This window comes from Micromonospora sp. NPDC003241, assembly GCF_053589795.1.
Genome location: NZ_JBSFSO010000045.1, coordinates 32,815 through 54,678 on the forward strand (window position 1 = coordinate 32,815; position 21,864 = coordinate 54,678).

The following is a 21,864-nucleotide window of genomic DNA, read 5'->3' on the forward strand; positions in this document are numbered from 1 at the left end:
CCCTGGGGACGACATGCTCATCACCGACGACTTCCTGCCCGTACCGGTCCCGGAGTCGCTCACCGCGACCTATCTGGTGCCGACGGTGGGGCTGCCGTCGGTGACCGCCCGCACGGCGGTCCGCGGGCTGGCCGGTCGACTGGCCGAGCCGGTGCACGGGCTGGCCGTGCAGATGCTGGACAGCCCGCTGATGAGCGTCGACATCCGCCCGATCGCCGAGTTCCCCGCGCTGCCCCCGGACCTGCTCACCGCGTTCGGGGCCACCGAGGAACAGCTCGACCGGCTGTCCGCCGCGAGCCACCTGGTGGTGGTGCAGGCCGAGTACCGGCCGGGCTGGCCGCCGGCCCACGAGTGGGCGGCCCGGGCGGTGGCCGCCGCCGTGGCCGAGGAGGTCGGCGGCGACGTGGTCGACGTGTTCGGGTTGCAGTTCCTGGACCCGGCGGCGGCCCTGCGCTCGCTGCCCGACGCCGAGGGCCGGGTCCGGCTGGTCGACTGGGTGCTGGTGCCGTACTCCTCGGACGCCGAGGGGCTCTGGTTCACCACCAAGGGGCTGCGCCGCTTCGGTCTGCTGGAGTTGCAGACCCAGGGCGTGCCGGACCACCTCACCCGGGCCTGGGGCGCGGTGATGACCGGCGCCGCCCGCCGCCTGCTGCGGGACTGGACCGACGGGCTGGCCGGCGAGGAGGTGCCGGCGTTCGTGCCGCTGCCGGTGCTGGCCACGGTCACCGGGCACGACATCGCGGTCGCGTACGGCAATCCGGAGCAGCACGGCGCGACCGCGCCGGTGCTGCTGCGGCTGGAGCTGGACCCGGCCACCGACCCGGACGCCGACTCGTTCCTGAGCCTGCGGCCACCGGCCGGGCATCCCGGCCCGGACGGGCGCTACTTCGCCGCCGCCTGCGGCACCCTGTTCGCCGGTATCCAGCCCGACGTGCGGTACGCGCGCTCCGGCGACGCGATGAGCCAGGCGGTCGCCACCGCCCGCGCCGGACTGGGCGACATCCGGGCCCGGTTCCGCGCCGGACAGCTCCCGCCGCAGACCCAGCTCGTGGTGAAGTACGGGCTGCCCGGCGACGACGGCCCGGAGTACGTCTGGGCCGGGGTGACCGCCTGGGACACGCCGGAACGGATCGTCGGCGCCAGCGCCAGCGACGCCAACACCGACCCCTCGGTCCGGATCGGCTCACCGGTGCAGGTCGAGACCGCCGACGTCGTCGACTGGGCCGTCCTGGACACCTCCGGCGTCGTCGAGGGCGGCTGGACCCAGGCCGTGTTGGACGCCGGGGAGCCGCCCCGCTCCTGAGTCACCGCACGGGGTCGCCGGTCACTTCACCGAGGGGTCGACGAACGGCGGCCGGGCCAGCCGGACCGGCAGGCGACGACCGCGCACGTCCACCTGGAGTTCGGTGCCGTCGGTCAGGGCCGGGGCGGTGTCGACCAACGCGAGGGCGATGCCCTGCTTCCGGGTCGGGCTGAACGTGCCGCTGGTGACCGTGCCGACCCGGGTGTCACCGTCGTACACCGCCATGCCGGGGCGCGGGATGGCCCGGTCCACGGCCTCCAGGCCGCGCAGCGTACGCGCCGGACCGGCGGCCTTCTCCGCGAGCAGTGCGTCCCGGCCCCAGAAGGCCGGCTTGTCCCAGCCCACCGCCCAGCCCGAACGGGCCTGCACCGGGCTGATCTGAAGCGACAGGTCCTGTCCGTGCAGCGGGTACCCCATCTCGGTGCGCAGGGTGTCCCGGGCGGCCAGCCCGCAGGCGCGCGGCGCGGGCTCGGCGGCGAACAGCGCGTCCCAGACGGTCACCGCGTCGGCCGCCGGGACCACCAGCTCGAAGCCCAGCTCACCGGTGTAGCCGGTGCGGCACACGGTCAGCGCGACGCCGTCGAGGGTGGCCGGCGAGAAGCTCATGTAGCCGTGGTCGGTGGGCAGGCCCAGCCCGGCCAGCAGCGCCGCCGAACGCGGTCCCTGGACCGCCAGCACCGCGTACGCCTCGTGCTCGTCGGTGACCGTGACCTGCTCCGGCGCGGCGGCACGCAGCCGGCGCACCACCTCGGCGGTGTTCGAGGCGTTCGGGATCAGGAAGACGTGGTCGTCGGCGTACAGGTAGGCGATGATGTCGTCCACCACGCCGCCGGTGGCCTCGTCGCAGCAGAGCGTGTACTGCGCCCGGCCGGGCCCGATCCGCCCCAGGTCGTTGCTGAGGCAGGAGTTCACGAACTCCGCCGCGCCCGGCCCGGTCACCCGCACCTTGCCCAGGTGCGAGACGTCGAACACGCCGACGTCGGTACGCACTGCGGTGTGTTCCCGCAGCACCCCGCCACCGGCGTACTCCAGCGGCATCTCCCAGCCGCCGAACGGGGCGAACTTGGCACCGAGTGCGGAGTGTCGCTCGGCCAGCGGAGAACGACGCAGCCGGGTCTCGGCGGCGTCGGTGGTCACGTCGGTCATGGGTGGGAACTTACCGGGGCGGACCGGTCTGGTTAGCATCGGCGGGACCCACCGGAGGAACCGGCGGGGCAGCACCGACGTCCGACGGGTACCTCATCCGTCGGCACCAACCGAACCGCCGGTACGCCACACGCGGCCGGCCCGGCCCGCCCGGGAGCAGCTTCCGTGACATCGCCCAGCACCACCCTGAGCCTGGTCGACACCGACCCCGCCGAACTCGCCGTCGACGCCATCGTGATCGGCGTGCACAGCACGACCGGTGGACAGGACGCCACCAGCGGCCTCGCCGGCACCCTGCTGCTCGCCAGCGGCGCCGAGAGCATCGCCGCCGCCTTCGACGGCAAGCTGACCGAGACGCTGGCACTGCTCGGCGCGACCGGCGGACCGGGCGAGGTGATCAAACTGGCCACCCTGGGCACCGTCACCGCCCCGCTGGTCGCCGCCGTCGGCCTCGGCCCGGAGCCCACCGGCGCGGCACCCGCCCCGGAGACCCTGCGGCGGGCGGCGGGGGCCGCCGTACGGGCGCTGGCCGGTGCGTCCCGGGTGGCGCTCGCGCTGCCGCTGCCGGACGACGCCGACGGCCCCGCCGCGCTGCGCGCGGTCGGCGAGGGAGCGCTGCTCGGCGGGTACCGGTTCGCCGGCTACAAGACCCGCCCGCAGCCGACCCGGCGCGAGCCGGTGGCCGAGGTGCTGGTCGCCGTCCCGGACGCCGCGGACGCCGGAGCGCAGGCCGAGGTGACCCGGGCCCGGACGGTGGCCGCCGCGGTCCGACAGACCCGCGACTGGGTCAACGTGGCGCCGAACGAGCTGCGCCCGCCGGTCTTCGCCGACGCGGTCGCCGAGGCCGGCCGGGCGGCGGGCCTGGAGGTCGAGGTGCTCGACGAGGTCGCCCTGCGCGAGGGCGGCTACGGCGGCATCATCGCGGTCGGTCAGGGCTCGGACGCCCCGCCGCGCCTGGTCAAGCTGACCTGGACGCCGGAGGGCGGCGGCACCGGCAAGCGGGTGGCGCTGGTCGGCAAGGGCATCACCTTCGACACCGGCGGCATCTCGATCAAGCCGGCGCAGGGCATGTGGGAGATGAAGTCCGACATGGCCGGGGCGGCGGCGGTGGCCGCCACCATGCTGGCCGTCGCGGAGCTGAAGCCGGCGGTGACGGTGACCGCGTACGTGCCGATGGCGGAGAACATGCCGTCCGGGACGTCGTACCGGCCGGGTGACGTGATCACCATGTTCAACGGCAAGCGGGTCGAGGTGCTCAACACCGACGCCGAGGGCCGGATGATCCTCGGTGACGCGATGGCCCGGGCCTGCGCGGACGGCTGCGACTACCTCTTCGAGACCTCCACCCTCACCGGCGGGCAGGTGGTCGCGCTGGGCAAGCGGATCTCCGGTCTGATGGGCACCGCCGAGCTGTGCGAGCGGGTCCGCGACGCCGGTGACGCGGTCGGCGAGCCGGCCTGGCCGATGCCGCTGCCGGACGACGTGCGCAAGGGCATGGACTCGGACGTGGCCGACATCTCGCAGGTCAACGCCGGCATGGACCGGGCCGGTCACATGCTCCAGGGCGGTGTGTTCCTGCGCGAGTTCGTCACCGACGACGTCGCCTGGGCGCACATCGACATCGCCGGTCCGTCGTACCACGCGGGCGAGGCGACCGGTTACTGGACCAAGGGCGGCACCGGGGTTCCGGTCCGTACCCTGCTGCACCTGATCGACGACGTCACCGCGAACGGCTGATCGGCGGGTAAGGCTTCGTGCAAGGAAGGGTCCCCTGCTAACGCCTGGTGCATAGCAAGGGACCCTTCCTAACATCCGAGCTGAGCCGCACGGACACGGCGCGGTGGGACGGGTCAGTACTGCTCGGGACGGCGCTTGCGACGCTCGTTGTAGTCGCGCATCCGCTGCGGGTAGCCCATCAGGGCGATGTCGTAGACGGGGATGCTGACCCGGTACGCGAAGCGGCGCGCCCCGTCCGGCCCGTCGATGCGACGCCGGGTCCATTCGCCGTCGTCGGCGATCAGGATGACGGTGGTCTCGGTCACCGTGGTGCGGGGTTCGATGAACGCCTCGACACCCTTGCGGGTCCGGACAAAGTTCTCCAAGTGCTCCAGATCGGCGCGATTGGCCGTACGGTCGGAGTCAACCGCGCGTGCCTGCTTGCGTCGCCGGAACAGTCCCACCGAGCCGTCTCCCCACGCGTCCGTCGTCGAAGGCAGTGCCAAGGGTACGTGGCGGCAACGTGTCGTTGGGCACCTCGGTACGCGGCTTCCGCACGGTGGTGACAAGATGGCCGAGGTGGGGTGTGTCCCTGTTACCCCGCCGTGACCCCCGATGCAGCGACGCGACCTGGGAGTTGGACGTGAGCGAGCCGAACGACGCAACCTTCGACATCGTCATCCTCGGAGGTGGCAGTGGCGGCTACGCGACCGCCCTGCGCGCCGCCCAGCTGGGCCTGAACGTCGCGCTGGTCGAGAAGGGCAAGCTGGGCGGGACCTGCCTGCACAACGGCTGCATCCCGACCAAGGCGCTGCTGCACGCGGCCGAGATCGCCGACCAGACCCGCGAGTCGGAGCAGTTCGGCATCAAGGCCGAGCTGGTCGGCGTCGACATGGCCGGGGTGAACGCGTACAAGGACGGTGTGATCTCCCGCCTCTACAAGGGCCTGCAGGGCCTGGTCGGCGGCACCAAGAACATCACCTTCGTGGCCGGGGCGGGCAAGCTGGTCGCCCCGAACGCGGTCGAGGTGGACGGCAAGCGGTACACCGGCCGCAACATCGTGCTGGCCTCCGGCTCGTACGCCAAGAGCCTGCCGGGCCTGGAGGTCGACGGCGAGCGGGTCATCACCAGCGACCACGCCCTGACCCTGGACCGGGTCCCGAGTTCGGCGATCGTGCTCGGCGGCGGTGTGATCGGCGTCGAGTTCGCCAGCGTCTGGAAGTCCTTCGGGGTGGACGTGACCATCGTCGAGGCGCTGCCCCGCCTGGTCGCCGCCGAGGACGAGGAGTCGTCGAAGGCGCTGGAGCGGGCGTTCCGCAAGCGGAAGATCAACTTCAAGGTCGGCAAGCCGTTCGAGAAGGTCGAGAAGACCGACAACGGCGTCAAGCTCACCATCGCCGGTGGCGACACGGTCGAGGCCGAACTGCTGCTGGTCGCCGTCGGTCGGGGCCCGAACACCGCCGACCTCGGCTACGAGGAGCAGGGCGTCAAGACCGACCGTGGGTACGTGCTGACCGACGAGCGGCTGCGCACGAGCGTGCCGAACGTGTACGCGGTCGGCGACATCGTGCCCGGCCTCCAGCTCGCCCACCGTGGCTTCCAGCAGGGCATCTTCGTCGCCGAGGAGATCGCCGGCCAGAACCCGGCGGTGATCGACGAGGCGGGCATCCCCCGGGTCACCTACTCCGAGCCGGAGCTGGCGTCGGTCGGCCTCACCGAGGCCAAGGCCAAGGAGCAGTACGGCGCCGACAAGATCAAGACGTACAACTACAACCTCGGCGGCAACGGCAAGAGCCAGATCCTCAAGACGGCCGGCTTCGTGAAGCTCGTCCGGGTCGACGACGGCCCGGTGGTCGGCGTGCACATGGTCGGCGCCCGGGTCGGTGAGCTGGTCGGCGAGGCGCAGCTGATCTACAACTGGGAGGCGTACCCGGGCGAGGTCGCGCAGCTCGTGCACGCCCACCCGACGCAGAACGAAGCCCTGGGCGAGGCGCACCTGGCCCTCGCCGGCAAGCCGCTGCACGCGCACGCCTGACCACGACAACCCGCGGCGTCCGGCGACGGGCGATGATCCCCCCACCAGGGAAATGAAGGAGTCTGGAGAACATGCCGGTATCGGTCACCATGCCCCGGCTCGGCGAGAGCGTCACCGAGGGCACCGTCACGCGCTGGCTCAAGCAGGAGGGTGAGACCGTCGAGGTCGACGAGCCCCTGCTCGAGGTTTCCACCGACAAGGTCGACACCGAGATCCCGTCGCCCGCGGCCGGCGTGCTGACCCGGATCGTGGTGGGCGAGGACGAGACGGCCGAGGTCGGCAGCGAGCTGGCGGTGATCTCCGGCGAGGGCGAGTCGGCCGGCGGCGAGGCCGCCCCGCAGCAGCAGGAGGCCCCCGCCGAGCAGGCCGCCGAGGCGGCCGAGGAGCCGCAGGCCGAGGCGGAGCAGTCGGCCGTCGAGGAGCCGGCCGAGCAGCCGGCCCAGGCCTCCGCGCCGTCGGGCGAGGGCACCCCGGTGCAGATGCCGGCCTTGGGCGAGAGCGTCACCGAGGGTACGGTCACCCGCTGGCTCAAGCAGGTCGGCGACAGCGTCGAGGTGGACGAGCCGCTGCTGGAGGTCTCCACCGACAAGGTCGACACCGAGATCCCCTCTCCGGTCGCCGGCACCGTCCTGGAGATCAAGGTCCCCGAGGACGAGACCGCCGAGGTCGGCGCCACGCTGGCCGTCGTCGGTGCGGCCGGTGCCGCCCCGGCCGAGGCCAAGCCGGAGCCGAAGCCCGAGCCCAAGCCCGAGCCCAAGGCGGAGCCGAAGGCCGAGGCCAAGCCCGAGCCGAAGCCGGAGGTCTCCGAGCCGACGCCGGGTGCCTCGTACAACGAGCCCGCCCCGGAGGCCGAGCAGGCCAAGGAGCCGGCAAAGGCCGAGCAGGCCGCCCAGCCGGCCGCTCCCGCTCCGCAGCGCGCAGCGGCCCCGTCGAACGGCGGCGAGCAGGCAGCCGGGTACGTGACGCCGCTGGTCCGCAAGCTGGCCGGTGAGCACGGCGTCGACCTCGCCTCGCTGAACGGCACCGGTGTCGGCGGGCGGATCCGCAAGCAGGACGTGCTGGACGCGGCCGAGAAGGCCAAGGCCGCCCAGGCCGCGCCCGCCGCGGCACAGCCGGCCGCCGCCACGGCCCCGGCCAAGCCGGCCGCCAAGCCGCAGCCGAGCGCCAAGCGCGGCACCACCGAGAAGCTGCCCCGGATCCGTTCGGCGATCGCCAAGCGGATGCAGCAGTCGCTGCACGAGATGGCGCAGCTCACCACCGTGATCGAGGTGGACGTCACCAAGATCGCCAAGCTGCGGGCGCAGGCCAAGGACTCGTTCCTGGCCCGGCACGGCGTCAAGCTGTCGTTCCTGCCGTTCTTCGCCCTCGCCGCGATCGAGGCGCTCCAGACGTACCCGATCGTCAACGCCCGGATGGACCTCGACGGCGGGACGATCACGTACCCGGACGCCGAGAACCTCGGCATCGCCGTGGACACCGAGCGCGGCCTGCTGGTGCCGGTCATCCACAACGCCGGTGACCTCAACCTGGGCGGCATCGCCAAGCGGGTGGCCGACCTGGCCGAGCGCACCCGGACCAACAAGATCAGCCCGGACGAGATCGCCGGTGCGACGTTCACGCTGACCAACACCGGCAGCCGGGGCGCGCTGTTCGACACCCCGATCGTGCCGTCGCCGCAGTCGGCGATGCTCGGCACGGGTGCCGTGGTCAAGCGCCCGGTCGTGGTCAACGACGCGGAGCTGGGCGAGGTCGTCGCGGTCCGGTCGATGATCTACCTGGCCCTCTCCTACGACCACCGACTGATCGACGGTGCCGACGCGGCCCGCTTCCTGGTCGCGGTCAAGGAGCGGCTGGAGGCCGGCAACTTCGAGGCCGAGCTGGGCCTGTAACCACCGTCAGCAGCACGAGAGGGCGCCCCGGTCGTCGACCGGGGCGCCCTCGCTCGTCGGGCCTACGGGTCTCAGCCCGCCAGGGTCTGCTCGCTGACCCGCCAGAGCCGCTGGGCGGCCTCCGGGTCGACGGCGTACGCGGCGACGCCGGTGCGGGTACCGGGCTCGTGCGGCCCGGCCTGCTGGCAGTCCTCGAAGTAGCGCCCGCCGACACCGTCGAGCAGCGGCGAGGTGGCCACCAGCACCGACGTGGCGGCGCCCTGCTCGGGCGTCTTCCAGGGGGCGGCCGGGCCGCTGGAGGCGCGCAGCCGGGCCAGCTCCTCCTCGTCCACGTACCGCTGGAGGTTGGTGCGGATCCCGCCGGGGTGCAGCGCGTTGGCCAGGATGCCGTCGTCGGCCCAGCGGCGGCTGGCCTCCACGGCGAAGAGCACGTTCGCGGTCTTGGACTGCCCGTACGCGGTCCACGGCTCGTACTCGCGCCGCGCGAAGTGGATGTCGTCGAAGTCGACGGGTGAGCGCAGGTGCGCCGCCGAGCTGACCGAGACGACCCGGGCGCCGCCGGCTGCGGCCAGGGCCGGGCGCAGCCCGGTGGCCAGCGCGAAGTGGCCGAGGTGGTTGGTGGCGAACTGCATCTCCCAGCCCTGCGGCGTCCGCATCTCGGGCGAGGCCATCATGCCGGCGTTGTTGACCAGGATGTGCAGGGGGCCGTCCCAGTTCGCCACGAAAGCGGCGACCGAGGCCGGGTCGACCAGGTCGAGGGCGGCCACCGCGATCCGGTCGTTGCCGGTGGTACGGGTGATCTCCTCGGCCGCACGATGGCCCTGGTCGGCTCGGCGTACGGCCAGCGTGACGTCGGCTCCGGCGGCGGCGAGCGCGCGGGCGGTCTCGACCCCGATGCCCGATCCTCCGCCGGTGACGACGGTCCGGCGACCGGTGAGGTCGATGCCCGCGACGACCTCCAGCGCGGTGGACTCCGCGGTGAACGGGGTGCTGACAGGCGTGCCGATGGTCATGATCCATCCTTGTCGGAGAGGCGCGGCGGGTGTGGACCGCCGCTACGATGAGAAGCGGAGGCTCCTCCGTTACCACCACACTAACCGGAGGGTCCTCCGTTTGCCACCCGGGTCGAGGCCCAGTTCAGGAGGAGACGTGCCGCAGACAGGTCCCCGACCGCTCCGCGCCGACGCCCAGCGCAACCGCGAGCGGCTGCTGGACGCGGCCGTCCGGGCGTTTTCCCAGGCAGGCCCGGAGGTAACCCTCGACTCGATCGCCAAGGACGCCGGGGTCGGCATCGGCACCCTCTATCGCCACTTCCCCACCCGGGAGTCGCTCGTCGAGGCGGCCTACCGCAACGAGCTGGCGAAACTCTGCGACGCGGCGGCCGAACTCCGCGACCGGCTACCACCGACCGAGGCGATCCGGGAGTGGATGGACCGGTTCATCGACTACCTGACCACCAAACGGGAGATGGCCGACGCGCTCCGGCTGGTGATCGCCTCCGGCGCCAACCCGTACGCCCAGAGCCGCGACCGCCTCGTCGGCGCGATCGGCCTGCTGCTGGAGGCCGGCGCGGCGGCGGGCACCGTACGCACCGACGTCGACCCCACCGACGTACTGGTCGGACTCAGCGGCGTCAGTCTCGCCTCCGGCGGCCGAGACCAGCGTGACCAGGCACGACGGCTGCTGGACCTGCTGATGGACGGATTGCGTTACCGCCCGGCGGGCTGATCCGAAACGCGCCCCTCGCGACCTGCGCCACTGCGAAACTCAGGCCGTGGACGACAGGCGCCGGCGGCAACGGCTGGGACCGGCGGTCGGGATCGCACCGGGCGCCCGGGTCGACAAGTTCGAGATCTTCTTTGACCTGGTCTTCGTCTTCTCCTTCTTCAACATCGCCCGGGCCACCGCCGCCAACATCAGCGACCGGCAACTGCTGCACGCCCTGCTGGTCCTCGCCGTGCTCTGGTGGTGCTGGGTGGTGCACACGGTGGTGGCCACCCGGGTACGCATCGGCGAGGGCTTCGTACCCGTCCTGATGATCGCCGGGATGGCCGCGCTGTTCTGCTTCGCGCTCGCGCTGCCCCAGGCGTTCATGGATTCCGGCGACACCGAGGCCGGGCCGATCGTGGTGGCGGTCAGCTACGTGGTCATCCGGGCCGTGCACCTGGCGCTGTTCCTGCACGCCGTCCGCGACGACCCGGTGGAACGCCGCCAGCTGCTCCGGTACGCCCCCGAACTGACCCTGAGCACCGCCCTGCTGCTCGTCGCCGCCCTGCTGCCCGGCCACCTACCCGAGGACAACATGGCGGCGCTGGTCCGGGACGGCCTGTGGATCAGCGTCGTGCTGCTCCAGTACGGCACCGGACTGCTGGCCCGGACCTGGGGTTGGGGGGTCACCTCGGCCGAGCACTGGACCGAACGGTACGACCTGATCCTGATCATCGCGCTCGGCGAGTCGGTGATCTCCATCGGCCTGGGCAGCAACCTGCTCGGCCAGCCGCCCACCCTGCCGGGGGTGACCGCCGCCGTGCTCGGGATCGTCTTCAGCGCCGCCATGTGGTGGATCCACTACGACGTGATCGGCCCGGCCGCGCGGATCGCGCTGCACGCCAGCGAGGGCCGTCCCCGGGTGCTGATGGCCCGGGACGCGTACGCCTACCTCTACCTGCCGATGATCGTCGGCATCCTGCTGTTCGCCCTCGGCGCCGAGAGCATCGTGCACGACATCGCCGAGCCCGGCGTCCCGATCAGCCAGTCGGCGCAGGGGCCGGACGTACCGCTGCTCTTCTCCGGGGTGCTCATCTATCTGGCCGGGAACATGCTGTTCCAGTGGCGCACCCTGCGCACGCTGTCCTGGCTGCGGCTGGGCACCGTAGTCCTGCTCGCGCTCGCCATCCCGATCACGATGCCGCTGCCCGGACTGCTCGCGCTCGGCGTGCTCGCCGTGATCCTGGTCGGCATGATCGTCGTCGAGGTGGTGGTGATGTCCGAGGGCCGGCACGCGTTGCGCGCGGCGGTCTTCGAGGAGCGCACCGCCCACGAGGCGGCCGAGGCCGCCTACCGCGCCCGCTGGCACGACAACCCGCCCGACCCACACCCGTGACATGCGTAGCACCCTGTAGCACTCCGCCTGCCGCTCTACACGACCAACCCGAACGACTTCGCCGGTCTGACGGAACTGGTCGACGTCCGGCACGTGCGCCGCCCCTGACTTCGTCGTTCGACAGACCCGCGAGGGTCAGCCGAGACATCGGCGTGACCGACTCGACCCAGCCGGACGGCTGCGCGTACCCGAAGATGTCTGTATGCGGATCCTGATGGCCGGCGCGTCCGGCTTCCTCGGCACCCGACTGGTCGACCTGCTCGTGGCCGACGGGCACCAGGTCACCCGGCTGGTCCGGCGACCACCGCGCCGGCCGGACGAGCGGCAGTGGACCCCGTCGGCGGCGCAGCTCGACCCGGCGCTGGTCGCGGAGGCGGACGCGGTGGTCAACCTGGCCGGCGCCGGGGTGGGCGACCGCCGCTGGAACGACCAGTACAAGCAGCTCATCCGCTCCAGCCGGGTGGACACCACCAGCACCCTGGCCATCACCATCGCCGGCCTGCCCGAGGCCGACCGGCCCAAGGTGCTGCTGAACGGCTCGGCGATCGGCTGGTACGGCAACACCGGGGACCGCGTGGTCGAGGAGGACGCGCCGGCCGGTGAGGGCTTCCTGGCCGACGTGGCCCGGGTCTGGGAGGCGGCCACGCGCCCGGCCGAGGACGCCGGGGTACGGGTGGTGCGGCTGCGCACCGGGTTGCCACTGCACCGCGACGGTGGACTGCTCAAGCCGCAACTGCTGCCGTTCAAACTGGGCATCGCCGGTCGACTCGGCAGCGGACGCCAGTGGATCCCGTGGATCTCGATGACCGACTGGCTGCACGCGGTCACGTTCCTGCTGGCCCACGGCGACCTGAGCGGCCCGGTGAACGTGGTCGGCCCGGCACCGGTCACCAACGCCGAGTTCACCCGGGAACTGGCCCGCCAGTTGCGCCGTCCGGCGATCGTTCCGATCCCGGCGTTGGCCCTGAAGGCGGTCCTCGGCGGCTTCGCCCAGGAGGCGCTGACCAGTACGCGGGTCCTGCCCGGCGTATTCAACCGGGCCGCCTTCACCTTCCGTCACCCGGACCTGCCCACCGCCCTGCACGCCGCCCTGCACGACTGATCTCGCTCCCCCGCCGCCACCCCGTCCGGCCGTCGTGCCTTGCTGAGGTGTTAGGAAGGGTCCCTTTACATGCACCAGGCGTTAGCAGGGGACCCTTCCTTACAAAGGTTGGTAACGTCCGCTAGGTGCCCAGCTCCCCGTCCTCGGCGTCCCTGACCACCTCGCCGCCGCGCGTCACCCGTGACCGCCGCGCCGACCTGATCGTGGCGTTGATCGCGCTGGCGCTCGCCGTCTGGGTGACCAGCGGGCTGTGGCGGGACCCGAACGGCCGCGCGATCACGGTCAACTCCAGCGACCAGGCGCTGTTCGAGTGGCTGCTGGCCTTCGGCGGGCACACGGTCAGCCACGGGGAGAACCCGTTCTTCACGTACCTGATCAACGTCCCGGACGGCGTCAACCTCGCGGTCAACACCTCGATCACCGTGTACGCGGTGGTCTTCGCCCCGCTGACGTACCTGATCGGGCCGCCGGCCACCTTCCTGGTGATCCTCACGCTGAACCTGGCCGCCACCGCCGTCGCCTGGTACTGGCTGCTCTCCCGGCACCTCGTCGGCAGCCGCCTCGCCGCCGCCGTCGGCGGACTGTTCATCGGCTTCTCCCCCGGCATGGTCTCGCACGCCAACGCCCATTTGAACTGGACCGCCGGCTGGCTGGTGCCGCTGCTGGTGTGGCGGCTGTTCGTGCTGCGTCGGTCGGCGCACCCGCTGCGGGACGGCGCGATCCTCGGCGTACTCGTCGCGATCGCCTTCTCCATCGCCGCCGAGGGGCTGTTCTTCACCGCGCTGGGGCTCGGCCTCTTCGTCGCGGTCTGGGCACTGCACCCGGCCAACCGGGTCGAGGCCCGATCCGTACTGCCGTCGTTCCTCCGTGGTCTCGTGGTGACCACCGTGGTCGCCGGGGTGCTGCTGGCGTACCCGCTCTGGCTGCACTTCGCCGGACCGCAACGCTTCCACGGCACCGGATTCGACTCGGTGATCCACTCCGAGGACATCGCCGCGTACGCCGCCTACCCGCGCCGCTCGCTGGCCGGCGAGGCCGGACTGGGCACCTCGCTGGCGCCGAACCCGACCGAGGAGAACTCCTTCTTCGGGCTGCCCCTGCTGCTGCTCACGGTCGCCTGCTTCGTCCTGCTGTGGCGGTCGGCCACGCCACGACGCCGGGCCACGCTGTGGGGGCTGGGCGTACTCGCGGTGGTCTTCACCGCCCTCTCCTTCGGGCCGGTGGCGAAGGTCAACGGCCACCGCACCGACCTGCCCATGCCGTTCGACCTGCTCGGGCAGCTCCCGGTGGTGAACGCGGCGCTGCCCGCGCGGCTCGCGCTGGTGGTGACGCCGGTGATCGGGCTGCTGCTGGCGTTCGCCGTGGACCGGCTCCGCCACCATCGGCCGGGTCGGGCGGCGGCGGTGGCCTGGACGGCCGCCTTCGCGGTCGCGCTGGTGCCGCTGGTCCCGACGCCGCTGCTCACCATCGAACGGGAGCCGATCCCCCGCTTCATCACCTCCGGCGCGTGGCGCGACTACGTCTCCCCGGGCGGGGTGCTGACCCCGGCGCCGCTGGCCCTCGACGTCTATCCGGACGGCCAGCGCTGGCAGGCGTACGCGCTGGCGAACCGGCAGGGCGAGTTCGCCATCCCGTCCGGCTTCTTCCTCGGCCCCGGCGGGCCCGACGGCCGCGGCCGGATCGGGCCGGTGCCGCGTCCGTTCGGCGCGCTGCTCGACCAGGCCGCGCGCAGCGGCCTGCCGCCGATCGTGACCGAGGGCACCCGCGAGGAGGTACGCGCCGACCTGGAGCACTGGCGGATCGAGACGGTGGTGCTCCCCGACGAGGTGCACGGCGCCAAGTGGCCGGTCGACGAGGAGGCGCTACGCCGGACGTTGACCCTGCTCTTCGGCGAGCCGGAACGGGTCGAGGACGTCTGGCTGTGGCGGGTCGGGCAGCGGTGAGCCGCCCGGCCCGTGAGCCGGCTCACCGGAGGTGACCAGCGAGTACGGGTCTAGGCTGGTGAGCGTGACCGCGACGACCTCCGGCCTGACGGCCGTACGTGCCGGCGTCCTCGACTACACCGCCGCCTGGGACGAGCAGCGCCGCCTGCACGAGACCGTGGTCTCCGGGGAGCAGGGCGACACGGTGCTGTTGCTGGAGCACCCCAGCGTCTATACCGCCGGCAAGCGCACCGAGCCGTGGGACCGGCCGATGGATGGCACCCCGGTGGTGGACGTGGATCGCGGCGGCAAGATCACGTGGCACGGTCCGGGGCAACTGGTCGGCTACCCGATCCTGCGCCTGCCCGACCCGGTCGACGTGGTCGCGTACGTCCGGCGGGTCGAGCAGTTGCTGATCGACGTGTGCGCCGAGTTCGGCCTGACCGCCACCCGGGTCGACGGACGCAGCGGCGTCTGGGTGCCGGCCGACGAGCGGGGGCCGGACCGCAAGGTGGCCGCCATCGGCATCCGGGTCGCCCGGGGCGTCACCCTGCACGGCTTCTCGATCAACTGCGACTGTGACCTGACCTACTTCGACCGGATCGTGCCGTGCGGCATCCGGGACGCCGGAGTCACCTCGCTCTCAGCCGAGCTGGGCCGCCCGGTCACCGTGGCCGAGGTGCTCCCCGTCGTCGAGCGCCACCTGCCGACCATCGTCACCACCTGATCCCGAGAGCAGCCGCACACCGGCGACCTCCCCGCACCCCCTCTTGAGCGAGTGCTTAAATTCGGCTACCTTTAAGCAGTCGCTCAAAACGGGGGTAGGCATGCGATCCATCTATGTCGAGACGCTCATCGACGCACCGATGGAGCAGGTCTGGTGGGCGACCCAGGAGCCCGGGGAGCACCGTCGGTGGGATCTGCGGTTCAGCCGGATCGACCCGGTGCCGGGCAGCCGGCCCACCCGATTCCGGTACGCCACCACCGTGCTCCCCGGGCTCACCGTGCGCGGCTGGGGCGTCCACGCCGGGGAGCGCCAGCGGCCCGACGGCACCCGCACCTCGGCGCTGCGGTTCGGCTCCGACGATCCGCGGTCACTCGTCGCCGCCGGCTCCGGCCACTGGCGATACCTGCCCGGGCCGCACGGCGTCCGGTTCCTGACCGGCTACTCGTACACCCCTCGCTGGGGTCTCCCGGGTCGGCTCGCCGACCTCGCCTTCCGGCCGCTGTTCGGCTGGGCCACCGCGTGGTCGTTCGACCGGCTGCGGCTCTGGCTGACGGCGGGCGTACCACCGGAACGCGCCCGGGCCAACGCGATGCGCGACGTCGCCCTCCGGATGCTCGCGGTGGTCGCGGTCACCGTGGCGGCCGGGGCCGCAGGCCGGACACCGGCCGCGCTGGCGTTGGTCGTCGCCGCAGCGGTCGCCTGCCTGGTGCCCCCACATCCGCACACCCCGGCGGCCCGACGCTGCCGGCGCCGCCCGCCGGACCGCCTCGCCGCCCGGCCACCCCGTCTCCTGGAGCGCCTGTGACCTCCGTCTTCGAGCACGCCCTCGGTGCCGACTTCGACCGCCTGCACCCGCGCCTGCGCCGCCGCTTCGCGGTCGACGGCGACACCGACCTCGGCTGCGTCGGCACCGGGACGATGGACCGGGTCTGGCGCGGCGGCGCCTTCACGTGGCCGTTCCTGCGCCTCGGCGCCCTGCGGCACATCCTGTTCCCGGAGACCGGCCGGCAGATCCCGTTCACCATCGAGAACTACGCCTACACCGACACGTACGGCCGCCCCACGCTGACCTTCGTCCGCACCTTCCAGGTCACCCCGCACCGGCGGCGACGCTTCGACGCCACCATGGTGTGGAGCGCCCGTCGCGGGATCCTGGTCGACTATCTGGGTACGCACCAGCACCTCGCGGTCGACCTGCACCCGTCCGTCGACGCCGCCGGTGGGCTGACCATCCGCAGCGGGGTCCAACGGTTCCCGAACGGGCTGCCCTGCCCCGCCGCGCTGACCGGCGAGGCACGCGTACGCGAGTGGTACGACGACCGGGCCGACCGGTTCCGCATCGAGGTCAGGGTCACCAACCGCCGGTTCGGCCCGCTCTTCGGCTACGAGGGCAGCTTCACCGTCGACCACGTCCCGTCGCACCGGACACCGGTGCCCGCCGCCGTACGGCCGCTGCGCGAGAATCCCCGGGAGTAGACGAGAGGACATCATGGCCACCCGGGACAAACTGATCGACGGTGCCATCGCCGCGATCCGTGAGCACGGCATCGCCGGCGTGTCGGCGCGTACGATCGCGGCCACGGCCGGAGTCAACCAGGCCCTGGTCTTCTATCACTTCGGCAGCGTGGACGACCTGCTGGCCGAGGCGTGCCGGAGCGTCACCGCCGCCCGGGTGGCCGTGTACCGGGCCCGCCTCGCCGACGTGTCGTCCCTGCGCGAACTGCTCGACGTCGGGCGTACCCTGCACCGCCAAGAACAGGCCGAGGGCAACCTGGCGGTGCTGGCCCAACTGCTGGCCGGCGCACAGAACGACCCCACGCTCGCCGAATCCACCGCAGCGGCCCTGCGGATCTGGACGGTGGAGATCGAGTCGGTGCTGCACCGGCTGCTCGACGGCTCGCCGATCGCCCCGGTCGTCGACCCCGCCGGGCTGGCCCGGGCAGTCAGCGCCGCCTTCATCGGCCTGGAACTCTATGACGGCGTCGACCCGGAGGGTGCCAGCGCCGCCTTCGACGCCCTGGAACGGCTCGCCGTACTGGTCGAAGTGATCGACGACCTCGGCCCCCTCGCCCGCCGAGCCGCCCGCGCCAAACTCCGCCACCTCACCTGAGCAACCCGCCGCTCGCCCGCCCGCCGTCCGTCCACCCCGGCGTCCCCCACCGCCCGGCTTACCACCCACCGCCCGTCCGCCACCCGCCACCCGTCCGCCACCCCGCCGGTTGCTCGCCGCCTTGCCCGTCCCCCGGCCGGGCCGCAGCCCCTCCCCCGCGATCATGGAGTTGTGGTCGTGACGAAACGGAAATACATCCGCGATTCCGCTGCCACAACTCCATGATCGACGCGGGCGAGCGGGCGAGCGGGCGAGCGGGCGAGCGGGCGAGCGGGCGAGCGGGCGAGCGGGCGACGGACGGCGGGCGACGGACGGCGGGCGACGGACGGGGTCAGGGATTCAGGCGGTGGAGGTCGCGGGGGAAGGCGGTGACCTCGCGGACGTTGGCGGCTCCGGTCAGCCGGGCGACGAAGCGTTCCAGACCGATGGCGAAGCCACCGTGCGGCGGCATGCCGTGCCGGAAGGCGTCGACGTATCCGGCGTACGGCTCGACCGGCTCGCCCCGGTCGGCGAGTGCGGCCAGGTAGTCGGCGTGCCGGTGCAGCCGCTGCCCGCCGGTCACCAGTTCCAGGCCACGGAAGAGCAGGTCGAAGCCGTTCGAGTAGTCCGGCCGGTCCGGGTCGGGGTGGGTGTAGAAGGGCCGCTTCGCCATCGGGTACCCGGTGACGAAGACGAAGTCCGACCCGTGCTCCCGGCGTGCCCACTCGCCCAGCGCCCGTTCGTGCGCGGGCGCCAGGTCCGGTTCGTCGGCGGGCGCCCCGGCGATCCGCAGCGCCTCGGTGAAGTGCACGTCCGGGATCTGCGTCGGCACGTCCGGCGGTCGTACGCCGAGGGTGGCCAGCGCGGCTCCGGCCCGGTCGTCGACCGTCGCCATCATGCCGGCCAGGGTGTCCCGCAGCACCGCCATCACGTCCCGGTGGTCGGTGACGAAGCCCAGTTCGGCGTCGAGGGAGGTGTACTGCGCCAGGTGCCGTACGGTGTCGTGCGGCTCGGCGCGGAACACCGGCCCGACCTCGTAGACCCGTTCGAAGACACCGACCATGAGCTGCTTGTAGAACTGCGGCGACTGGGCCAGGTACGCCGGCCGGCCGAACCAGTCGAGCGCGAAGACGTTCGCCCCGCTCTCAGTGGAGGAGCCGACGACCTTCGGGGTGTGGATCTCGACGAACCGCTGGGCGTCCAGCGTGGCCCGGAAACCGGCCACCGCCGCCGCCGAGACGCGCAGCGCGGCCGAACGGCTCGGGTGGCGCAGCGCGACGGGTGCGTGGTCGAGCTGGGTGGGCAGGCTGGCGGTGAGCGTCGGCCGGTACAGGTCGAAGGGCGGCGGCACGGCGGGCGGCCCGAGCGGGCGTACCACCGGGTCGGTCAGCTCGACCCCGGCGGGCGCGGTGGCGTTGGCGACCACCGTGCCCTCGACGGAGACGACGCTCTCTTCGGGCAGCGCCTCGATCTCGGCGCGGACCGCCGGGTCGGTGACCACCACCTGGGTGAGACCGGCGGCGTCCCGGACGATCAGGAAGGCCACCGACTTGAGCAGTCGGCGGCGGTGGACCCAGCCGGCGATCCGGACGGTACGGCCGGTGTGCGGGGTGAGTCGGTCGGACAGGATGCGTTGCACGGTTACCTCCTCGTCGATCGCAACGCGATCCCCGGGAGGTGTGGGCGAGCGGGAACCTCGCGGTGCCACCACACCTTCGCCCCCGTCGAGACGGGAGCCTCATTCGTCGCCTTTTCACCGGGGCCAGCCGGGCGGGCTCTACTGAACGCGGATGTTAGGCGGGGTCCCCTGCTCTACCGCAGGCGTTAACAGGGTGCCCTTCCTTACACATCGCACGCCGTTCTTCCCGCAGCTCGGGAGGGTCTTCACGGCCCGACGCCAGACCGCCTCGCAGCAACCGGCGGCTCTCTTCAACTGGCGGATCGGGGCGCTACTCGGCTCCGTCGTCGCTCTCGAACGGCAACGCTAGCACTCGACGAGGCCTTCCTGTGACGCGTAATTTCCGCCCTCGGTGTCCGGCGTCACAGGATTTCCCAGGTGACGGCGGTCGCCCGCAGTTCATCGACGGCCACCATCCGGCGTAGGCTCGTTTTGTGACGATCGAGCACTCCGCGCAGACGACCGGCCAGGCCGCGCGTACCGCGACGCCCGCCCCCGAGGGGCGGCGACTGCTGCGTATCGAGGCCCGCAACGCCGAGACGCCGATCGAGCGCAAACCCCCGTGGATCAAGGTCAAGGCCAAGATGGGCCCGGAGTACACCCAGTTGCGCGGGCTGGTCTCGCGCGAGGGGCTGCACACCGTGTGCCAGGAGGCCGGGTGCCCCAACATCTACGAATGTTGGGAGGACCGGGAGGCCACCTTCCTCATCGGCGGCGACCAGTGCACCCGCCGCTGTGACTTCTGCCAGATCGACACCGGCAAGCCGGCCGAGTTCGACGCCGACGAGCCGCGCCGGGTCGCCGAGTCGGTGGTCTCGATGGGTCTGCGGTACGCGACCATCACCGGCGTCGCCCGTGACGACCTGCCCGACGGCGGCGCCTGGCTGTACGCGGAGACCGTCCGGCAGATCCACGCCCTGCAACCGGGCTGCGGCGTCGAGCTGTTGATCCCCGACTTCAACGCGGTACCCGAGCAGCTCGCCGAGGTGTTCGGTGCTCGGCCCGAGGTGCTGGCGCACAACGTCGAGACGGTGCCACGGATCTTCAAGCGGATCCGGCCGGCGTTCCGCTACGAGCGCTCGCTGGACGTCATCAGCCAGGCTCGCGCCGCCGGCCTGGTCACCAAGAGCAACCTGATCCTGGGGATGGGCGAGGAGCGCGCCGAGGTCTCCCAGGCGCTGCGCGACCTGCACTCCGCCGGCTGTGAGCTGATCACCATCACGCAGTACCTTCGCCCCTCCCCCCGACACCACCCGGTGGAGCGCTGGGTCAAGCCGGAGGAGTTCGTCGAGCTGCGCGAGGAGGCCGAGGAGATCGGCTTCGCCGGGGTGATGAGCGGGCCGCTGGTGCGCTCGTCCTACCGCGCCGGCCGCCTCTACCAGCAGGCCCTGGCCGCCCGGGAAAGCGTCGCCGTCGCGAGCTGAGCCGGCGGCCGACCTCAGCCGGGTCGCCGGCTGAGCCTCCGGCCGGTCCCAGGGAGTCGCCGGTTGGGCCTGCGGCCGGTCCCAGGAAGTCGCCGGCTTGCCGGCGGGCGACCGCACGGACCGAGGTCAGGACGGGTCGGCGAGCAGCGTTCGACGGGCAGGACCGGACGGGGATCAACCGCACGGCGGGCGACCACTAGACTTGCCCGCATGGCAAAGCCCCAGGAGAAGGTCTCGTTCGGCCAGCGGCTGAAGCAGATCGGGTTGGTGTTCCGGTTCACCGCCAAGCAGGACAAGTGGTTCGCGCCACTGGCGGCCGGCGCGGTGCTGATCCCGCTCGCGCTGACCGTGGTCGCGGTCATGATCTGGGGCTGGCTCTGGTTGCCGCTGGGCATCCTCTTCGCCCTGCTCGCCCTGCTGATCGTGCTCAACCTGCGGTCGAACCGGGCGATGATGAACGCCGCCGAGGGGCAGCCGGGGGCCGCCGCGCAGATCATGGAGAACATGCGGGGCGACTGGCGGGTCTCCCCCGCGGTCAGCTCGACCACCCAGATGGACATGGTCCACCTGGTGATCGGCAAGCCGGGTGTGATCCTGCTGGCCGAGGGCAACCCGCAGCGGGTACGCGGGCTACTCGGCCAGGAGAAGCGCCGGCTCGCCAAGGTGATCGGCAACGCACCGCTCTACGACTACGTCATCGGCCAGGACGAGGGCGAGCTACCGATCCGCAAGCTGCGGATGACGCTGATGCGGCTGCCGCGCAACCTCAGCGGCAAGGACGTCAACTCGCTGGACAAGCGACTCAAGGCGCTCACCGCGCGGCCGCAGATGCCCAAGGGCGCGATCCCGAAGAACCTGCGCCCGCCGCGCGGTGCCTTCCGGCAGAGCCGGGGCCGCTGAGGTCGGGTCGGGCGGTCAGCGCCCGGCGCGTACGGCAGGGAGGACGACCGCACCACTCAGGCGGTCGTGCAGGCCCCGACGGTGCTGGTCCATCACCAGCGCCGGGACGACAAGCGCCAGCAGTACGCCGCGCAGCAGCGCCCGGACCAGGCCGATCCGTCCGCCGTCGGCCCAGGCGACGCAGCGGATCCTGGTGATGTACATGCCGGGGGTCTGCGCGAACAGGCCGAGGAAGAAGCCGTACATCACGATCAGCACGACGACAGGTGCCCACGGGTCGCCGGTGGGGCTGGCGAACAGGCCCGACGCGAGTAGGCAGAGCACCCAGTCGATGACCAGTGCCCCGAACCGGCGGCCCAGGTCGGCCGGGACGAAGGTGGGGTCGGTGGCGGGCGGCGGCGCGTGGTGTGGCTCGGTCGTCACAGCGGACAAGACTAGCCAGCACGCTGGTGCGGGCCCGGCGCAGGTCCGGCACGTGATACCGAAAAGGGTCAATAGCAGCAATCTTCACTACACTGGCACAGCCGGACCAGTCCGTCGCGTATCGGGTCCGTCCCATCAGGGAACATGACACAACGCGAGGGACGTAACACGGCAGAAACACTGGAGACATGGCCGGGCAACCGCACGGCCATAGCGTCGCCAGGAGCCTAGCTACCCCGTGGACGTGCCAGGAGGACGAGTGTTCGCCAATCCCGAGGAACTCCTGCGTTACCTCAAGAACGAGGACGTGAAGTTCGTCGACGTTCGTTTCTGTGACCTGCCCGGTGTGATGCAGCATTTCAATCTGCCGGTGGAGTCTGTCGACGACAACTTCTTCACTGATGGTC

19 protein-coding genes and 1 pseudogene are annotated in these 21,864 nt (G+C 72.1%); 15 read left to right on the top strand and 5 right to left on the bottom strand.

Annotated elements, in window-relative coordinates; all coding sequences use genetic code 11:
* The first annotated feature begins 13 nt into the window (after positions 1–13).
* Positions 14–1,303, top strand: a complete 1,290-nt coding sequence (locus ACWDVW_RS26825; protein ID WP_449954066.1) for a DUF2314 domain-containing protein — start codon at positions 14–16, stop codon at positions 1,301–1,303.
* Positions 1,304–1,324: 21 nt separating this feature from the next.
* Here ACWDVW_RS26825 and gcvT read toward each other — a convergent pair whose 3' ends face one another.
* Positions 1,325–2,449 carry a glycine cleavage system aminomethyltransferase GcvT gene (gcvT, locus tag ACWDVW_RS26830; protein ID WP_449954068.1) on the bottom strand — a complete coding sequence of 375 codons (1,125 nt, stop codon included), beginning with the start codon at positions 2,447–2,449 and terminating at the stop codon, positions 1,325–1,327.
* 165 nt (positions 2,450–2,614) lie between these two features.
* Here gcvT and ACWDVW_RS26835 point away from each other — a divergent pair, with 165 nt between their 5' ends.
* Positions 2,615–4,186 (top strand): leucyl aminopeptidase, encoded by a 1,572-nt coding sequence (locus tag ACWDVW_RS26835; protein WP_449954071.1) that lies wholly within the window; start codon positions 2,615–2,617, stop codon positions 4,184–4,186.
* 113 nt (positions 4,187–4,299) lie between these two features.
* On the opposite strand, the gene ACWDVW_RS26840 is transcribed toward ACWDVW_RS26835, so the two are convergent.
* A complete protein-coding gene (locus ACWDVW_RS26840) occupies positions 4,300–4,629 on the bottom strand; it encodes a hypothetical protein (RefSeq protein WP_117228376.1) in 330 nt (109 codons plus the stop codon).
* Between the two features lie 179 nt (positions 4,630–4,808).
* Between ACWDVW_RS26840 and lpdA the strand changes: the two genes are divergently transcribed.
* Both lpdA and sucB read left to right on the top strand, forming a co-directional pair.
* Entirely contained in the window at positions 4,809–6,200 is a 1,392-nt protein-coding gene (lpdA, locus tag ACWDVW_RS26845) for a dihydrolipoyl dehydrogenase (protein ID WP_449954074.1), read from the top strand.
* A 71-nt stretch (positions 6,201–6,271) separates the two neighbouring features.
* Positions 6,272–8,089: a 2-oxoglutarate dehydrogenase, E2 component, dihydrolipoamide succinyltransferase gene (gene sucB, locus ACWDVW_RS26850; RefSeq protein ID WP_449954076.1), complete on the top strand. Its 1,818-nt coding sequence runs from the start codon at positions 6,272–6,274 to the stop codon at positions 8,087–8,089.
* Between the two features lie 71 nt (positions 8,090–8,160).
* Here the strand turns inward: sucB and ACWDVW_RS26855 are convergent, their stop codons facing one another.
* Positions 8,161–9,102 carry an SDR family NAD(P)-dependent oxidoreductase gene (locus ACWDVW_RS26855; protein WP_449954079.1) on the bottom strand — a complete coding sequence of 314 codons (942 nt, stop codon included), beginning with the start codon at positions 9,100–9,102 and terminating at the stop codon, positions 8,161–8,163.
* 136 nt (positions 9,103–9,238) lie between these two features.
* Between ACWDVW_RS26855 and ACWDVW_RS26860 the strand changes: the two genes are divergently transcribed.
* The 8 genes from ACWDVW_RS26860 to ACWDVW_RS26895 all read left to right on the top strand — a co-directional run bounded on the left by ACWDVW_RS26860 (position 9,239) and on the right by ACWDVW_RS26895 (position 17,053).
* Positions 9,239–9,817, top strand: a complete 579-nt coding sequence (locus ACWDVW_RS26860) for a TetR/AcrR family transcriptional regulator (RefSeq protein ID WP_449954082.1) — start codon at positions 9,239–9,241, stop codon at positions 9,815–9,817.
* Positions 9,818–9,863: 46 nt separating this feature from the next.
* Entirely contained in the window at positions 9,864–11,192 is a 1,329-nt protein-coding gene (locus tag ACWDVW_RS26865; RefSeq protein ID WP_449954085.1) for a low temperature requirement protein A, read from the top strand.
* 202 nt (positions 11,193–11,394) lie between these two features.
* Positions 11,395–12,294, top strand: a complete 900-nt coding sequence (locus tag ACWDVW_RS26870) for a TIGR01777 family oxidoreductase (protein WP_449954088.1) — start codon at positions 11,395–11,397, stop codon at positions 12,292–12,294.
* 125 nt (positions 12,295–12,419) lie between these two features.
* The gene (locus ACWDVW_RS26875; RefSeq protein WP_449954091.1) at positions 12,420–14,237 is read left to right on the top strand and encodes a DUF2079 domain-containing protein; all 1,818 of its coding nucleotides are present in this window, start codon (positions 12,420–12,422) and stop codon (positions 14,235–14,237) included.
* Positions 14,238–14,301: 64 nt separating this feature from the next.
* The gene (gene lipB / locus ACWDVW_RS26880) at positions 14,302–14,943 is read left to right on the top strand and encodes a lipoyl(octanoyl) transferase LipB (protein ID WP_449954094.1); all 642 of its coding nucleotides are present in this window, start codon (positions 14,302–14,304) and stop codon (positions 14,941–14,943) included.
* Positions 14,944–15,043: 100 nt separating this feature from the next.
* The gene (locus ACWDVW_RS26885) at positions 15,044–15,748 is read left to right on the top strand and encodes a hypothetical protein (protein WP_449954096.1); all 705 of its coding nucleotides are present in this window, start codon (positions 15,044–15,046) and stop codon (positions 15,746–15,748) included.
* Positions 15,745–16,419, top strand: coding sequence for a DUF4166 domain-containing protein (locus ACWDVW_RS26890; protein ID WP_449954099.1), 675 nt, complete (start codon positions 15,745–15,747; stop codon positions 16,417–16,419). Before ACWDVW_RS26885 ends, ACWDVW_RS26890 begins: the two co-directional genes overlap by 4 nt.
* A gap of 10 nt (positions 16,420–16,429) precedes the next feature.
* Complete coding sequence (locus ACWDVW_RS26895) at positions 16,430–17,053, top strand: TetR/AcrR family transcriptional regulator (RefSeq protein ID WP_449954118.1); 624 nt, start codon at positions 16,430–16,432, stop codon at positions 17,051–17,053.
* A gap of 331 nt (positions 17,054–17,384) precedes the next feature.
* Here the strand turns inward: ACWDVW_RS26895 and aspS are convergent, their stop codons facing one another.
* On the bottom strand, positions 17,385–18,671 hold the full coding sequence (gene aspS, locus ACWDVW_RS26900; protein WP_449954102.1) for an aspartate--tRNA(Asn) ligase: 1,287 nt from the start codon (positions 18,669–18,671) through the stop codon (positions 17,385–17,387).
* 473 nt (positions 18,672–19,144) lie between these two features.
* On the opposite strand from aspS, the gene lipA reads away from it, so the two are divergent.
* Both lipA and ACWDVW_RS26910 read left to right on the top strand, forming a co-directional pair.
* Positions 19,145–20,134 carry a lipoyl synthase gene (gene lipA, locus ACWDVW_RS26905; RefSeq protein ID WP_449954106.1) on the top strand — a complete coding sequence of 330 codons (990 nt, stop codon included), beginning with the start codon at positions 19,145–19,147 and terminating at the stop codon, positions 20,132–20,134.
* A 210-nt stretch (positions 20,135–20,344) separates the two neighbouring features.
* Positions 20,345–21,034 (top strand): DUF4191 domain-containing protein, encoded by a 690-nt coding sequence (locus ACWDVW_RS26910; protein ID WP_131055719.1) that lies wholly within the window; start codon positions 20,345–20,347, stop codon positions 21,032–21,034.
* A gap of 15 nt (positions 21,035–21,049) precedes the next feature.
* Here ACWDVW_RS26910 and ACWDVW_RS26915 read toward each other — a convergent pair whose 3' ends face one another.
* Positions 21,050–21,457, bottom strand: coding sequence for an RDD family protein (locus ACWDVW_RS26915; protein WP_449954110.1), 408 nt, complete (start codon positions 21,455–21,457; stop codon positions 21,050–21,052).
* 259 nt (positions 21,458–21,716) lie between these two features.
* Here ACWDVW_RS26915 and ACWDVW_RS26920 point away from each other — a divergent pair.
* Positions 21,717–21,864 (top strand): annotated as a pseudogene (locus ACWDVW_RS26920) (glutamine synthetase); the annotation flags it as partial.

What these genes read in the sequence shown, in the direction of transcription:
- gcvT (WP_449954068.1), bottom strand. Translation starts at nt 2,449, where the DNA reads ATGACCGACGTGACCACCGACGCCGCCGAGACCCGGCTGCGTCGTTCT.
- ACWDVW_RS26855 (WP_449954079.1), bottom strand. Translation starts at nt 9,102, where the DNA reads ATGACCATCGGCACGCCTGTCAGCACCCCGTTCACCGCGGAGTCCACC.
- ACWDVW_RS26870 (WP_449954088.1), top strand. Translation starts at nt 11,395, where the DNA reads ATGCGGATCCTGATGGCCGGCGCGTCCGGCTTCCTCGGCACCCGACTG.
- sucB (WP_449954076.1), top strand. Translation starts at nt 6,272, where the DNA reads ATGCCGGTATCGGTCACCATGCCCCGGCTCGGCGAGAGCGTCACCGAG.
- ACWDVW_RS26885 (WP_449954096.1), top strand. Translation starts at nt 15,044, where the DNA reads ATGCGATCCATCTATGTCGAGACGCTCATCGACGCACCGATGGAGCAG.
- ACWDVW_RS26825 (WP_449954066.1), top strand. Translation starts at nt 14, where the DNA reads ATGCTCATCACCGACGACTTCCTGCCCGTACCGGTCCCGGAGTCGCTC.
- ACWDVW_RS26910 (WP_131055719.1), top strand. Translation starts at nt 20,345, where the DNA reads ATGGCAAAGCCCCAGGAGAAGGTCTCGTTCGGCCAGCGGCTGAAGCAG.